Origin of the sequence: Streptomyces sp. NPDC050264 (assembly GCF_040655895.1) — a bacterium.
Lineage (GTDB): Bacteria > Actinomycetota > Actinomycetes > Streptomycetales > Streptomycetaceae > Streptomyces.
Genome location: NZ_JBFAKV010000016.1, coordinates 150,972 through 165,278 on the forward strand (window position 1 = coordinate 150,972; position 14,307 = coordinate 165,278).

13 protein-coding genes are annotated in these 14,307 nt (G+C 71.5%); 8 read left to right on the forward strand and 5 right to left on the reverse strand.

Features of this window, described 5'->3' with window-relative positions; all coding sequences use genetic code 11:
- Nucleotides 1-1,637, reverse strand: a 1,637-nt coding sequence (locus AB0J02_RS27035) for a DEAD/DEAH box helicase (RefSeq protein ID WP_363196365.1), incomplete at its 3' end; no start/stop codon positions are given.
- Nucleotides 1,638-2,150: 513 nt separating this feature from the next.
- On the opposite strand from AB0J02_RS27035, the gene AB0J02_RS27040 reads away from it, so the two are divergent.
- On the forward strand, nucleotides 2,151-2,897 hold the full coding sequence (locus tag AB0J02_RS27040; RefSeq protein WP_363196366.1) for a ferritin-like fold-containing protein: 747 nt from the start codon (nucleotides 2,151-2,153) through the stop codon (nucleotides 2,895-2,897).
- A 9-nt stretch (nucleotides 2,898-2,906) separates the two neighbouring features.
- On the opposite strand, the gene AB0J02_RS27045 is transcribed toward AB0J02_RS27040, so the two are convergent.
- From AB0J02_RS27045 to AB0J02_RS27060, 4 genes are all read right to left on the reverse strand, one after another.
- Nucleotides 2,907-3,179, reverse strand: a complete 273-nt coding sequence (locus AB0J02_RS27045) for a hypothetical protein (protein ID WP_363196367.1) — start codon at nucleotides 3,177-3,179, stop codon at nucleotides 2,907-2,909.
- Nucleotides 3,180-3,411: 232 nt separating this feature from the next.
- Nucleotides 3,412-3,639, reverse strand: coding sequence for a DUF3107 domain-containing protein (locus tag AB0J02_RS27050; RefSeq protein WP_363196368.1), 228 nt, complete (start codon nucleotides 3,637-3,639; stop codon nucleotides 3,412-3,414).
- A 204-nt stretch (nucleotides 3,640-3,843) separates the two neighbouring features.
- Complete coding sequence (locus AB0J02_RS27055; protein WP_363196369.1) at nucleotides 3,844-4,485, reverse strand: TetR/AcrR family transcriptional regulator; 642 nt, start codon at nucleotides 4,483-4,485, stop codon at nucleotides 3,844-3,846.
- A gap of 176 nt (nucleotides 4,486-4,661) precedes the next feature.
- On the reverse strand, nucleotides 4,662-4,880 hold the full coding sequence (locus AB0J02_RS27060; RefSeq protein WP_363196407.1) for a hypothetical protein: 219 nt from the start codon (nucleotides 4,878-4,880) through the stop codon (nucleotides 4,662-4,664).
- 227 nt (nucleotides 4,881-5,107) lie between these two features.
- Between AB0J02_RS27060 and AB0J02_RS27065 the strand changes: the two genes are divergently transcribed.
- From AB0J02_RS27065 to moeZ, 7 genes are all read left to right on the forward strand, one after another.
- Nucleotides 5,108-6,145, forward strand: coding sequence for an alpha/beta hydrolase (locus AB0J02_RS27065; protein WP_363196370.1), 1,038 nt, complete (start codon nucleotides 5,108-5,110; stop codon nucleotides 6,143-6,145).
- 8 nt (nucleotides 6,146-6,153) lie between these two features.
- On the forward strand, nucleotides 6,154-7,470 hold the full coding sequence (locus AB0J02_RS27070) for a DUF3152 domain-containing protein (RefSeq protein WP_363196371.1): 1,317 nt from the start codon (nucleotides 6,154-6,156) through the stop codon (nucleotides 7,468-7,470).
- Between the two features lie 200 nt (nucleotides 7,471-7,670).
- On the forward strand, nucleotides 7,671-9,596 hold the full coding sequence (locus AB0J02_RS27075) for a DUF3492 domain-containing protein (protein ID WP_363196372.1): 1,926 nt from the start codon (nucleotides 7,671-7,673) through the stop codon (nucleotides 9,594-9,596).
- Nucleotides 9,593-11,089, forward strand: coding sequence for a hypothetical protein (locus AB0J02_RS27080; protein WP_363196373.1), 1,497 nt, complete (start codon nucleotides 9,593-9,595; stop codon nucleotides 11,087-11,089). Before AB0J02_RS27075 ends, AB0J02_RS27080 begins: the two co-directional genes overlap by 4 nt.
- A 253-nt stretch (nucleotides 11,090-11,342) precedes the next feature.
- The gene (locus AB0J02_RS27085; RefSeq protein WP_363196374.1) at nucleotides 11,343-12,314 is read left to right on the forward strand and encodes an NAD-dependent epimerase/dehydratase family protein; all 972 of its coding nucleotides are present in this window, start codon (nucleotides 11,343-11,345) and stop codon (nucleotides 12,312-12,314) included.
- On the forward strand, nucleotides 12,302-13,051 hold the full coding sequence (locus tag AB0J02_RS27090) for a spherulation-specific family 4 protein (RefSeq protein ID WP_363196375.1): 750 nt from the start codon (nucleotides 12,302-12,304) through the stop codon (nucleotides 13,049-13,051). Before AB0J02_RS27085 ends, AB0J02_RS27090 begins: the two co-directional genes overlap by 13 nt.
- A gap of 63 nt (nucleotides 13,052-13,114) precedes the next feature.
- Complete coding sequence (moeZ, locus tag AB0J02_RS27095) at nucleotides 13,115-14,293, forward strand: adenylyltransferase/sulfurtransferase MoeZ (protein WP_363196376.1); 1,179 nt, start codon at nucleotides 13,115-13,117, stop codon at nucleotides 14,291-14,293.
- The last annotated feature ends 14 nt before the right edge of the window (nucleotides 14,294-14,307 follow it).

A 14,307-nucleotide genomic window follows, 5' to 3' on the forward strand; every position in this document is an offset into this window, starting at 1 on the left:
TACTCCGCGACGGGCGCCACCGGCTCGGCGGTCTCCGCGGCGACTTCGGCCTTCCTGCGCGTACGACGACGCGGCGCGGCCGGGGCCTCGACCTCGACGGCCGGCTCGGGCACCGGCGCGACGACGGTCTCGACCGACTCGACGAGAGCCTCGGCGACGGGCGCGGCCTGCGCTGCACCGCGCGTACGACGGCGACGACGCGGCGTCCGCGGCTCGGAGGCGTCCTCCGCGGCGGGCGCGACGGGAGTCACGGGAGCTGCGGGGGCGGCTGCCGTCTCCGCGGCGACCGGCTCGCCGTTGCGTGTACGGCGGCGGCGACGCGGCGTCCGCGCGGAACGCTCCTGATCACGATCACGATCCCGGCCACCGCGGTCGCGGTCCCGGTCACGGTCGCGGTCCTGGGTGGGACGGCCACCGCGGCCGCGCGGCGAAGCGCCCCGGCCACCGGTCTCGCCCAGGTCCTCGATCTCCTCGGCCCCGAGCCCGGCGCGCGTGCGCTCGGAGCGCGGCAGCACACCCTTGGTGCCGACCGGGATGTTGAGCTCCTCGTACAGGTGCGGCGAGGAGGAGTACGTCTCGACCGGGTCGTTGAACTTCAGGTCGAGAGCCTTGTTGATCAGCTGCCAGCGCGGGATGTCGTCCCAGTCGACCAGCGTGATCGCGATGCCCTTCTTGCCCGCGCGGCCGGTGCGGCCGATGCGGTGGAGGTACGTCTTCTCGTCCTCCGGGGACTGGTAGTTGATGACGTGCGTCACGTCGTCGACGTCGATACCGCGCGCGGCGACGTCGGTGCACACGAGCACGTCCACCTTGCCGTTGCGGAACGCGCGCAGCGCCTGCTCACGCGCGCCCTGCCCGAGGTCGCCGTGGACGGCGCCGGAGGCGAAGCCGCGCTTCTGCAGCTGCTCGGCGATGTCGGCGGCGGTCCGCTTCGTCCGGCAGAAGATCATCGTGAGCCCGCGGCCGTCGGCCTGCAGGATGCGCGAGACCATCTCGGGCTTGTCCATGTTGTGCGCGCGGTACACGTGCTGCGCCGTGTTGCGCACGGTCGCGCCCTCGTCGTCCGGCGCGGTGGCGCGGATGTGGGTGGGCTGCGACATGTAACGACGGGCGAGGCCGATGACGGCGCCCGGCATGGTCGCCGAGAACAGCATCGTCTGACGCTTCGCCGGCAGGTGATTGATGATCTTCTCGACGTCGGGCAGGAAGCCCAGGTCGAGCATCTCGTCGGCCTCGTCGAGGACGAGCGCCTTCACGTGCGAGAGGTTGAGCTTCTTCTGGCCGGCGAGGTCGAGCAGGCGGCCCGGGGTGCCGACGATCACATCGACGCCCTTCTTCAGGGCCTCGACCTGGGGCTCGTAGGCGCGACCGCCATATATGGCGAGAACGCGCACATTGCGCACCTTGCCCGCGGTCAGCAGGTCATTGGTCACCTGCGTGCACAGCTCGCGCGTCGGGACGACGACGAGCGCCTGCGGGGCGTCGGTGAGCTGCTCGGGCTTGGCCCGGCCCGCCTCGACGTCCGCGGGGACGGTGACGCGCTCCAGGATCGGCAGACCGAAACCGAGGGTCTTGCCCGTGCCGGTCTTGGCCTGGCCGATGACGTCCGAGCCCGAGAGGGCGACGGGGAGCGTCATCTCCTGGATGGGGAAGGGGTTGATGATGCCGACGGCCTCGAGGGCTTCGGCGGTCTCGGGAAGAATCCCGAGCTGACGGAATGTCGAAGTCTGCGTAGTCAGGGTGCTGCCTCTTCTGTGAGGTGCGGTGCGAGGCGAACGCGGGGGTCGTGACCGTGCCGGTGTTACGCCGGTCTCGATCCGCGGGTGCGGGTGGACCGGGTGACGCGGGACCACTGCCGACGCTCGAGCGCTCGTGCCGCTGAGGGCCCCTCCTCATGCTCTACGTCGTGTGACGGACGAGCTGGAGGGCTGTCGGGTCGGAGCCGATCGGGCCTCCGACCGGGCATCCTCATTCGTGAGGCCCGTCGCATGTGCGCGCAAGCGCCATGAATTCGCGCTTGCACTCGGCGGGCTCTTTACCACCATACCCCGGAAACCCGCATGTGCGATGGCCGAATTGGTCACGTAGCCGTCGTCACACTCCTTGACCAGGGAGTTCCGCGGGGCGGCGAGCGGGCTATTGTGCGCTTCATGGAGACGCCTGACAACGCCACGCCGACCGCCGAAGCAACTCCCGGGCTCACCGGAATCGCCGCCCAGGACTGGGCCACCGCGTCCGCGGACGCGAACTACCGTGCCGCCGTCGTCGACCTGCTCGGCGCCCTCGCGTACGGCGAGCTGGCCGCGTTCGAGCGGCTCGCGGAGGACGCCAAACTGGCGCCGACGCTGGGCGACAAGGCGGAGCTGGCGAAGATGGCGTCCGCCGAGTTCCACCACTTCGAGCAGCTGAGCAACCGGCTCTTGGAGATCGGTGTCGAGCCGACCGAGGCCATGGACCCGTTCGTCGGCGCCCTCGACGGCTTCCACAAGCAGACCGCCCCGTCGGACTGGCTGGAAGGCCTGGTCAAGGCGTACGTCGGGGACTCGATCGCCAGTGACTTCTACCGCGAGGTCGCGGCCCGGCTCGACTCGGACACCCGCTCCCTGGTGCTCGCCGTCCTCGACGACACGGGGCACGCCTCGTTCGCCGTGGAGAAGGTGCGCGCGGCGATCGACGCCGACCCGCGCGTGGGCGGACGCCTCGCCCTGTGGGCGCGACGGCTGATGGGCGAGGCACTGTCCCAGTCGCAGCGGGTGGTCGCGGACCGCGACGCACTGTCGACGATGCTGGTCGGGGGCGTGGCCGACGGCTTCGACCTGGCCGAGGTCGGCCGGATGTTCTCGCGCATCACCGAGGCGCACACCAAGCGGATGGCGGCGCTGGGACTCGCCGCCTAGGACGGGCTCCTACGCGTTAGGGCTCAGCCGGTGGGCTCTGCCCGCGGTAGGGCGGAGCAGCAGCGACAGCAGAGCCGCCGACAGGACGAGCGCTCCGACGAGCGTGGCGATCTCGTGGCCCGCGCCCAGCGCGCTGTGTGTGACGAACGCCCCGAAGAGGGCGCCTGCGACTCCGGTCGGCAGCACCAGGGTGCGCGACGGAAGCCGGTGCGGCATACGCAGGCCCGCGGCCCATGCGAGGGCCAGGCCGAGCAGTGCGGAGCCGAGTGCTTCAAGAAGCATGGTGAGGGTCCCTCCCGCGCTGCCAGTGGGTGCAAATCGGTCGTAGCCGGTCTACCCCCGGCACCCTGGGTGCAATCATCGCCGCGCGGGTCCACTGTGCCCGAACTGTGCTCGACCTGTGCTCTGCCTGTGAATGCCGAAAGGGCCTGACGGCGCGATGCCGTCAGGCCCCTTCAGTGCTGCTCGGTGCTTCTTGGTGGTGCTAGGTGCCGCCTTTGTGCTTTTCAGTGCCCTACAGCGGGCCGAAGCCCACCTTGCGCACCGCCGGCTCACCGATCTCCACGTAGGCGAGGCGCTCGGCCGGGATCAGCACCTTGCGACCCTTCTCGTCCGTCAGGGAGAGCAGCTGCGCCTTGCCGGCCAACGCCTCGGACACCGCGCTCTCGACCTCCTCGGCGGACTGGCCGCTCTCCAGAACGATCTCGCGGGGCGTGTGCAGCACGCCGATCTTGACCTCCACGGCCTTGTCCCTCCGACGATCCGTGATGTGCGCGGATGACCGCGCGCCGTACGCAGCAAACATTAGCCCGGTGAGGCGAGGGTCCCGACGTCCCGGCTGCACGCCAAGAGCGAACAGCGGGACGGGAACAAAAGTGCGTAGCGGCGTATTACTGGTGCTCGGTGCTGTTGCTCAGTGGTGCTGCCGGGGGCTGGGCGGCGCCCCTCAATGCGGCTCGACGCCGTGCAGCGGGAACCCGGCGATGCCCCGCCAGGCCAGCGACGTCAGAAGCTCGACCGCCTTGTCACGCTCGACCGGGCTCGCGCTGGACAGCCAGTAGCGCGCGACGACCTGCGAGACGCCGCCCAGCCCCACGGCCAGCAGCATCGACTCGTCCTTGGACAGGCCCGTGTCCTCGGCGATCACGTCCGAGATGGCCTCGGCGCACTGAAGGCTGACCCGGTCGACGCGCTCACGCACCGCCGGCTCGTTCGTCAGGTCCGACTCGAAGACGAGCCGGAACGCGCCGCCGTCGTCCTGGACGTACGCGAAATACGCGTCCATCGTCGCCGCCACGCGCTGCTTGTTGTCCGTCGTGGAGGCGAGCGCCGTGCGGACCGACTGCAGCAGTGACTCGCAGTGCTGGTCGAGCAGGGCCAGGTAGAGGTCGAGTTTGCCCGGGAAATGCTGGTAGAGCACCGGCTTGCTGACACCGGCCCGCTCCGCGATGTCGTCCATCGCGGCCGCGTGATACCCCTGCGCGACAAAAACTTCCTGGGCCGCGCCCAGGAGTTGGTTGCGTCGGGCACGGCGCGGCAGGCGCGTGCCCTTGGGGCGTGCTGCCTCCGTCTGCTCGATGGCTGTCACGCCGCCTCCCAAATCGTCCGTATGCGGTGTGCACCGCGTCGTCATCGTACTTTTGGGTAACCGTGATGTGCGCGGTGCGAGCGCAGAATTTCACGGACCGGACGGCTGTGTAGGACGCACGTAGCACATCTACATACGCAAAGCGGTGCATACTGCCGCGTGCTGTGCCGTGGTCCTCATCGATAGTCGTCCTCGTCGAGCGCGACGACCCGCGCCTGCTCGGCCCGGTCCGCCTCGTCGGAGCCGTCCGGGTCGGCCGCCTCGTCCGGCGCACCGTCCTGGCCGGGGGAAACCTCCGTGAGCTGCTCGGCGGCGTCCGCCTCCGGGGCCTCCACATCGATCTCCGGGGGTTCGTCCACCGCGAAGGTCTCGGGGTCGCTGGGGTCGACGGTCATGTCATCGGGGTCGACTGTCATGAATGGCTCCCTTACTCACCTGTTCCGTGCGTGGGCGGGTGCCCTGAATCGAGCGTAGGAGACACAAGAAGGGGGCGCTATGCGGTCTCTTTGTAGACAGGTGAGCGGGCATTGGTCTGCGCCGAAGGAGCTCTGGGCAGGGCTATGAGCTATCTGTGACGGCGAACACACGAATCACTGCGTGATCGTCTCGTAACATATGCCGCATGTCTTCGACCGAGCCGCCGCGTGTGCCTCTTGCCGTAGCCGCCGCGGTGCCCAAGCCGGGCACCGTCAGGGTCGCTGAGGGAGAAAAGCTCCGATCGGTCGCTCTGCCGGGTCTGACACTGTCGGTCCGGTCCCGGCCGGGCACCCGCACGGACCTGCCGCCCGCGCTGTACGTCCACGGGCTCGGCGGCTCCTCGCAGAACTGGTCGGCGCTGATGCCGCTGCTCGAGGACAGTGTGGACGGCGAGGCCCTCGATCTCCCCGGCTTCGGTGACTCGCCGCCGCCGGACGACGGCAACTACTCGGTGACCGGGCACGCGCGCGCCGTCATCCGCTTTCTCGACGCGCGCGGCCGCGGTCCCGTCCACCTCTTCGGGAACTCGCTGGGCGGAGCCGTCACCACGCGCGTCGCCGCCGTGCGTCCTGACCTCGTACGGACGTTGACGCTGGTGTCGCCGGCCCTGCCCGAGCTCCGCGTGCAGCGCACCGCGCTGCCGACCGGACTGCTCGCCGTGCCCGGCATCGCCGCGCTCTTCACGCGCCTGACGAAGGAGTGGACGCCCGAGCAACGGGTGCGTGGCGTCACGGCCCTTTGCTACGGCGATCCCGGCCGGGTCTCGGCCGATGGTTTCCAGGCCGCCGTGGAGGAGATGGAGCGGCGCCTGCAACTCCCGTACTTCTGGGACGCGATGGCCCGTTCCGCGCGCGGAGTGGTGAACGCGTACACGCTCGGCGGCCAGCACGGACTGTGGCGCCAGGCCGAGCGCGTGCTCGCGCCGACGCTGCTCATCTACGGGGGGCGCGACCTGTTGGTCTCGTACCGGATGGCGGCGCGCGCCGCGCGCACCTTCCGGGACTCGCGCCTCCTCACGCTGCCGGACGCTGGGCACGTCGCGATGATGGAGTACCCGGAGAGAGTCGCGACGGCGTTCCGGGAACTTGTCGCCGACGCCGGGGCGTTGGACGGACAGTACGATCTCGGAGCGACGGGCGAGAAGGCCGGGAGCGCCGAGAGCATCACAGAGCAGGGGAGCTGAGGCGGCCAGTGGGACGGCACAGCCGCCGAGAATCGGCAGACAATGGCGACACCGCCGACATATCCGTAAGTCCATCCTCGAGTCCGTCCGCAGGCCCATCGCTAAGCCCTGAGGCGCCCGGCCCGGCCCATCCGGGCAGTGGGCGCCGCCGCAGGACGCCTGCCGAGGCGCCCGCCTCCACGCATCAGTCCGCACATCCACCCGCACGGTCCGCGCCGCGTGTCCGCGGCGGCCACCCCGAGCGGCGGGAGCCGGGCGGGGGCCGGGGGGCGTCCGGCTCCCGTGAGAGCGCCGGTCGTGGGTTCACGGCGCCCGACGGGACTCCGTCGGTGCCGCGGCCCCGGCAGGAGTACGTCGACGCCTTCGACAAGGGCGCCTCCAGGGACCCGTACGCGTCCGTGACCGACTGGGACGACCGGACGCAGGCGGCTTCTTCCGAGGAGCCCTCGCCCGCGGCGCCCGATCCGGCCTTGGCCGTGCCGGACGGCGGGCGCGAGAAGCGCGGCAAGGGGCTCACCTACACAGGCATCGCCGCGGCGGCCGTCACCACCGTCCTCGCCGTCGTCGTCGCCGGTCAGGTCACCGACGGGGACGGGGGTTCCGGCGACGACGCGCAGGCGCAGGCCGCCGACGGCTCGCGCGTCCACGACGGCTCGGCCTCGCGCTCGGACGACCGGCCCACCCCGTCGAAGACGGCGCAGGCCGCCCCGGCGACGTACGCGCAGAAGATGAGCAAGAAGTACCCGCTGGCCGCGAAAATGAAGGGCTCGGGGGATTTCGAAGCGGTCCCCGGCTTCGCCAAGGCGCCCGGTAAGGGGCAGAAGTTCCGCTATCGCATCGACGTGGAGAAGGGGCTCGGCCTCGACAGCGACCTGTTCGCGCAGGCCGTCCAGAAGACCCTGAACGACAAGCGGAGTTGGGCCCACGACAGCGCCCGCACCTTCGAGCGGGTCTCCTCGGGCCATCCGGACTTCGTGATCACACTCGCCAGCCCAGGGACCACGGCCACCTGGTGCGCCAAGTCGGGACTCGACACGACCGAGGACAACGTGTCGTGCGACTCCGCCGCCACCGAGCGCGTGATGATCAACGCCTATCGCTGGGCGCAGGGTTCGAAGACCTACGATGACGTGCTCCACGGCGCCGCCATCTACCCGTACCGGCAGATGCTCATCAACCACGAGGTCGGCCACCGGCTCGGCTTCAACCACGTGACCTGCACGCAGAAGGGCGCGCTCGCGCCCGTCATGCAGCAGCAGACCAAGTTCCTGAGCTTCGACGGGATCACGTGCAAGCCCAACCCCTGGGTGTTTCCCAAGGCTTGACGCTCCGTAGCGTTCTGTAGCGGAGCGATCTCTTAGCGCGACTGAACGTCACGCGCACGCGAAAGTTACGACCGTTCACCCCTTTTGGTGGCGCGATGGACAACCGTCCACCGCGCCACCGGCATGTCCGCATACGTTCATCCCGCTGCGAGCCGCCGGGTCAACGGCGGCTCCCCATGCGGGAGATCGGGGGTGTACACGTGCGTATCGGACTGTTGACAGAGGGTGGCTACCCGTATGTGAGCGGTGAGGCCAGGCTCTGGTGCGACCGGCTCGTGCGCGGGCTCGAGCAGCACGAATTCCACATCTACGCGCTCAGCCACAGCCAGGAGCAGGAAGACGCCGGCTGGCTCGAACTGCCCCCGCAGGTCAGCCGGGTGCGGACCGCGCCGATGTGGGCGGGCGGCCAGGGGAACGAGTGCGGCGCGCGCAGCGGCGCATTCGGGCGGCGGGCCCGGCGGCGATTCGCCTCCCTGTACGAGGAGCTGGCGACCGCGGTCGCCCGTGGCCCAGGCGGAGAGGCGGGCGGCGCGAGCGGCTCGGGCGGCGAGGCGGACCGTTTCGCCACGGCGCTGTACGGGCTCGCCGAACTCGCCCGTGACGCGGGGACGCTGGGCCCCTCCCTCCGCTCCGAGGCGGCCGTACGCATCCTGGAGCGCGCCTGCCGTGCGCCCGGCGCGCAGCGCACCGCCCGCGCCGCCCGGGTGCCCGACCTGCTCGCTTTCGCCGGGCACGTGGAGCGCGCGCTGCGCCCCCTCTCCCTCGACTGGTACCAGGACGCTCCGGGTGGCTTCGAGGACGGCGGGCTCGGCTCCGTCGACCTGTGCCACGCGACGTCGGGCGGCGCGGCGGCCCTGCCCGGCCTGATCGCCAAGCGGTTCTTCGGCGTCCCGCTGCTCGTCACCGAGTACGGGGTACAGCTCCGGGCCCGCTATATCGCCGCGGGCGACGCCGAGTTGAGTGCGCCGGTGCGCGCGCTCCTCGCCGCCTTCCACGGCCTGCTCGCCGCCGAGGTGTACCGGCAGGCCGCCGTGATCACTCCGGGGAACGCGCACGCCCGGCGCTGGCAGGAGCGGTGCGGCGCCGACCGCGCCAAGCTGCGCACCGTCCACCCCGGCATGGAGGCCTCGCGCTTCGCGGAGGTCGGCGAACGCGAGGAGCCGGGGGAGCCGGACACCCTCGTCTGGGTCGGACGCATCGACCCCTCCAAGGACCTCATCTCCCTGCTGCACGCGTTCGCGGAGATCCGCAAGGAAGAACCGAAGGCGCGGCTGCGCATCGTGGGGGCGATGCCGCCCCGGCGGGCTGCGGGCGGAACCGACCAGGGCCGCCCCTCGGACCACGAGGCCGAGGCGTACCTCGGGCACTGCAAAGCCCTGGCCGCGCAGCTCTTCCCCGACGAGGCCGAGGGGATCCACGCCGTCGGCGAGAACCCGGTCTCCTTCGAGGAGCTCGGCGCACCCGAGGCGCCGGACCTCGCCGACGTCTACGGCGCGGGCGGCGTCGTCGTCCTCTCCAGCGTCGTCGAGGGGTTCCCGATCAGCCTGGTCGAAGCCATGTTCTGCGGGCGCGCGACCGTGTCGACCGATGTGGGCGCCGTCGTCGAGGTCATCGGCGGTACCGGTCTCGTCGTGCCGCCGCGCAACCCACGGGCGCTCGCCGAGGCCTGCGTGGCGCTGCTGCGCGACTCCGGGCGACGGGAGCGGCTCGGGGCGGCGGCCCGGGCCCGGGCGCTGGAGCTCTTCACCGTCGAGCAGAACATCACGGCATTTCACGGCATTTACCTGGAGATCGTCTCGCACTGTCCCGTGCGCCGAGAGGCCCTGGACGACGCGGGCGAGCCCCTGCCGTTCGCCCACCCGCCCGAGGCCCATGTGCCGGGGCGGTGGACGGCCGCGGCCACCGGTGCCGTCGGCGGGGCGTGGCTCGCCGGACGGACCACCGGTGCGGGGGCGCCCAGTTGGGCGTCGGACGTCGCGGCCGCCGACATCGCGGCCGCCGGCGTCGGGAGGTCCGACATCAGCACTGCCGGTGACACCGACGGCGGTGCGGGCGGCGGTGCCGGCGGCGGTGAGCGCGAGCAACTGGCCGGAGTGACGCAGGGCGGCGGGGAGGGTGACGCATGAGCGGGCGTGAGAGCGCGGGGCGCGGATCGGACGCCGGCATCGGGGCGGACCTGCCGCGCGTGCCGATGAGCGCCGGGGCCTGGGGGGCCGGATCGACGCAGGCGCTGCGGGACGTCCCGGATACCCCCGCTATCCCGGATATTACGGACGCCGAATCGGCCGACCACGGTGGTGAGTTGCTGCGCGACCCGGGGGCGTGGAAGGCCGATGCCGATACCCCTGCCGCGGTCGAGGCCGACAGCACCGACAGCACCGACGAGGACCATGACGTCGACGGCGCGGCGGCAGCCGGGCGGAGCGAAACGCGGGCACACGGCGCGGAGAGCGGGCGCACCCTGCCCGCTCCCAGACCGTCGCGGGACCCGGCGTCCCGTATGGACGGCCGGAACTCCGTCTCCCGGGCGCCCCACCGCCGCTCGGGCGCCGACCCGGTCAAGATCCTGATGCAGCGGCACCGCGAACTGTGCGAGCGCGCTGTCGACCCCCTGGAGATCGCCGCCGGCCTCGAGGCCCTCGGCGTGACCGACCGGACCGCCGCCCGCTTCCGCCACAAGGACGTGTTCTCGCTCGCCGAGGAGATGTACGCCCGCGTGCCGCGCGACGGCGAACAGAGCGAGCCGGTCGCCGCCGCCCCCGCTCCCCGCAGCGGCGCACGCGGCGCATGGGCCCTGTTCGCGCTGCTGCCGGGCGCCGTCTGCGCGCTGACACTCCCGGCACTGGACGCCACCACGGCCGCCGCGCGGCTGGCCGTCGGCATCGGCGGAGCACTCGCCGTCGCCGCCGCCCTGCGCACGACCCTGCGGCGCGGACCGCTCCGCGCCGGGGACGGGCCGCCCGTCCCCGCGACCCGGCTGTGGGTCTGCTGGCTGCTCGCCTACGCCCTGCTCGGCGACGGCCTGCTGAACGCCGCGCTGACCGGTGGCCCCGACGAATCCTGGACTCCGGCGACCGCACCACTCCTCGCGCTCGCCGTCGCCGTGGCGCCCGCGGTCTGGTGCGCCCGGCTCTACACGGCCGGGGCCCGACGCAGGCTCGCCGTCAGCCGCGGACTCGCCGAGTTCGCCGCCTCCGCACGGCCGTTGCTCCTCGGCACCGTCGCCCTGTTCACCGTTGTTCTGGCCGCGCTGCTCGGCCTGTCCGCAGCCGTGCTCGACCAGAGCGTGGACTACGCCGGACCGGGAGCTCTCGGGGTCCTGCTGCTGCTCGCCCGTCTCCTCTGCGCCCACGGCCGTACGCACGCCCCCGCGGTCGTGCTCGGCGCGGCCGCCGCCGTCGAGACCCTGGCCGTCGCCTCCGTCTTCGCCGCGCGCCTGCCCGGCTGCGACGCCCTGGGCACACCGGTCGAGGCAGCCGTCGAGGCCCTGGGCGCGGCCGTCGTACCCGGTGTCGCCTGCGGCGTTGCGGCCCTGACGCTGCTCGTCCACGCCACCCGCACGCTGACCCGGGCCTCCGCCCACGCGAGCGCCGACGGCGCGAGCGGGGGCGCGCCATAACCACCGCGGAGCCTCCTGCCGAGCGCACCGCGCCATCTGCCGCATGACCAGTAACACCCCTCTCCCGCGGGGCCGACACCGCGGGCCCATCCCACGACTCACGGCACCACTCATAAGGAGAACGCCAGATGACCACCCCTCCTCCCGGAGGCGCCGGATACGCCGGATACTCCGGACCTCACGGGCAGCGCGACACCCACGGTTCGCGCGCACGGCGTGCAGTGCGCGCAGCGCGAACCCCGGGAGGCGTCCGATGAGGGTTCTGCTGATCGGAGCCAACGGATACCTCGGCCGCTTCGTCGCCGACCGCCTCCTGGCGGACCCCGCCGTACAGCTCACCGCACTCGGCCGGGGCGACGACGCCGACGTCCGCTTCGACCTGGCCACCGGCAGCCCGGGAGCGCTCACCCGCTTCCTGGACGCCGTCCACCCCGGAGTCGTCATCAACTGCGCCGGCGCCACTCGCGGCGGCGCCCGCGACCTCACCCGGCACAACACCGTCGCCGTCGCCACCATCTGCGAGGCACTGCGCCGCAGCGGCTGCGGCGCCCGCCTCGTACAGATCGGCTGCGGCGCCGAGTACGGCCCCTCGCAGCCCGGCTCGTCCACGGCGGAGGACGCGGTACCCCGCCCCGGCGGCCCATACGGCGTCAGCAAGCTCGCCGCCACCGAACTCGTCCTCGGCTCCGGCCTCGACGCCGTCGTCCTGCGCGTCTTCTCGCCCGCGGGCCCCGCGACCCCCGCCGGCTCCCCGCTCGGCAGGCTCGCCGAGGCCATGCGCCGCGCGATGCAGGCCGGTGACGGAGAACTGAAGCTCGGTGGCCTCGGCGCCCAGCGCGACTTCATCGACGTACGCGATGTCGCGCGCGCCGTGCACGCCGCGTCGCTCTCCGCCGCCCAGGGGGTCATCAACATCGGCTCGGGCCGTGCCGTGCGGCTGCGCGATGCCGCCGCCGTGCTGGCCCGGGTCGCCGGCTTCGGCGGCGCCCTCCACGAACTCGACACGCCATCTGTCGGACTCCGGCAATCCATCGGCCACCCCCGCTCCGAATCCGACCACGGGATGCAGGGCCCTCCGGCCGCCGCGTACCCGTACCCCGACGGCTGCGGCAGCTGGCAGCAGGCCGACGTGCGAACGGCCCGCGACCGGCTCGGCTGGCGTCCCCGCATCAACCTCGAAGAGTCCCTCGCCGACATCTGGATGGAGGCGGCATGCCGTATCTGACCCCCACCACGACCGGCCTGTCGAGCACCGACGTACGCCTCGGCTTCGGCATCCCCGGCTTCGCCCACCCGCTCGTCGCTCCCGCGGAGTGGGCCGAACTCACCCGCCCCGCAACCCCTTTGCACTGGGTCGTCCTGAATGTCGCGAGCGGCCCTGGCGCCCGCCCCGACCCGCACTGCCTGGAGGCGGCAGGCCGGCTCCGCAACGCGGGGGTGCGTGTGCTTGGTCACGTCGACATGACCTATGGCGCCCGCTCCTTCGGTGAACTCGTCTCGGACGCCCACCGCTACCTCGACTGGTACCAGGTCGACGGGTTCAGCCTCGACCGCTGCCCCACCGAGCGAGCCGCGCTGCCCGAGGTCCGGCGCACCGTCACGACGCTGCGCGCGCTCGTCGACGACGCGTACATCGTGCTCGGGCACGGCACCCACCCATACCCTGGATTCGCCGAGACCGCCGACCAGTTGGTGACGTTCACCGGTTCCTGGAGCGACTACCGCTGGTCCCAGGTCGCGGAGTGGACGGCCGACTATCCGCCCGAGCGGTTCTGCCACTTCGTCCACGGCATGCCCCGAGGCCACCTCGACGAGGCGCTGCGCATCGCGCGCTGGCAGGGCGCGGGCACGATCTACTTCACGGATCACACGGACCGCGACGGTGCGGCGGACCCCTGGGAGTCGATGCCCGGCTACTGGGACGAGATCGTCTCGCGTATCGGACCTGGTGTCTCGGAATGACGAGGGGCGTGGCAGTGTTACAGACGGAACAACCGTACGTAGATACCGACCAACGGAGTCCCCGTGTCGCTGCCACCCCTGGTCGAGCCAGCTGCTGAGCTCACCGTAGACGAGGTCCGCAGGTACTCCCGCCACCTGATCATCCCGGATGTCGGGATGGACGGGCAGAAGCGGCTGAAGAACGCCAAGGTGCTCTGTGTGGGCGCCGGCGGCCTCGGGTCGCCGGCCTTGATGTATCTGGCCGCGGCCGGCGTGGGCACGCTCGGCATCGTGGAGTTCGACGAGGTCGACGAGTCGAACCTGCAGCGCCAGATCATTCACAGCCAGGCCGACATCGGCCGGTCCAAGGCGGAGTCCGCGAAGGACTCGGTCCTCGGCATCAACCCGTACGTGAACGTGATCCTCCACGAAGAGCGGCTCGAAGCCGAGAACGTGATGGACATCTTCAGCCAGTACGACCTGATCGTCGACGGCACGGACAACTTCGCGACGCGCTACCTGGTCAACGACGCGTGCGTTCTGCTCAACAAGCCGTACGTATGGGGTTCCATCTACCGCTTCGACGGCCAGGCCTCGGTCTTCTGGTCCGAGCACGGTCCGTGCTACCGCTGCCTGTACCCGGAGCCCCCGCCCCCCGGCATGGTCCCCTCCTGTGCCGAGGGCGGTGTCCTGGGCGTGCTGTGCGCGTCCATCGGCTCCATCCAGGTCACCGAGGCGATCAAGGTGCTGGCCGGCGTCGGCGACCCGCTGGTCGGCCGCCTCATGATCTACGACGCCCTGGAGATGCAGTACCGCCAGGTCAAGGTCCGCAAGGACCCCGACTGCGCGGTCTGCGGCGAGAACCCGACCGTCACCGAACTCATCGACTACGAGGCCTTCTGCGGCGTCGTGTCCGAGGAGGCGCAGGAAGCCGCCGCCGGTTCGACGATCACTCCCAAGCAGCTCAAGGAGTGGATCGACGACGGTGAGAGCATCGAGATCATCGATGTCCGCGAGCCGAACGAGTACGAGATCGTCTCCATCCCGGGCGCCAAGCTGATCCCGAAGAACGAGTTCCTCATGGGCACCGCCCTGGAGGGGCTCCCGCAGGACAAGAAGATCGTCCTGCATTGCAAGACGGGTGTCCGCAGTGCGGAAGTCCTCGCCGTGCTCAAGTCCGCGGGCTTCGCGGACGCCGTGCACGTCGGCGGCGGCGTCATCGGCTGGGTCAACCAGATCGAGCCCGACAAGCCGGTGTACTAGCCGGTCGGCCGAGC

Excerpts from the sequence above, each read along its gene's own strand:
- AB0J02_RS27090 (WP_363196375.1), top strand. The coding sequence starts at position 12,302 with ATGCCGTATCTGACCCCCACCACGACCGGCCTGTCGAGCACCGACGTA.
- AB0J02_RS27080 (WP_363196373.1), top strand. The coding sequence starts at position 9,593 with ATGAGCGGGCGTGAGAGCGCGGGGCGCGGATCGGACGCCGGCATCGGG.
- AB0J02_RS27060 (WP_363196407.1), bottom strand. The coding sequence starts at position 4,880 with ATGACCGTCGACCCCAGCGACCCCGAGACCTTCGCGGTGGACGAACCC.
- AB0J02_RS27065 (WP_363196370.1), top strand. The coding sequence starts at position 5,108 with ATGTCTTCGACCGAGCCGCCGCGTGTGCCTCTTGCCGTAGCCGCCGCG.
- AB0J02_RS27045 (WP_363196367.1), bottom strand. The coding sequence starts at position 3,179 with ATGCTTCTTGAAGCACTCGGCTCCGCACTGCTCGGCCTGGCCCTCGCA.
- AB0J02_RS27040 (WP_363196366.1), top strand. The coding sequence starts at position 2,151 with ATGGAGACGCCTGACAACGCCACGCCGACCGCCGAAGCAACTCCCGGG.
- AB0J02_RS27085 (WP_363196374.1), top strand. The coding sequence starts at position 11,343 with ATGAGGGTTCTGCTGATCGGAGCCAACGGATACCTCGGCCGCTTCGTC.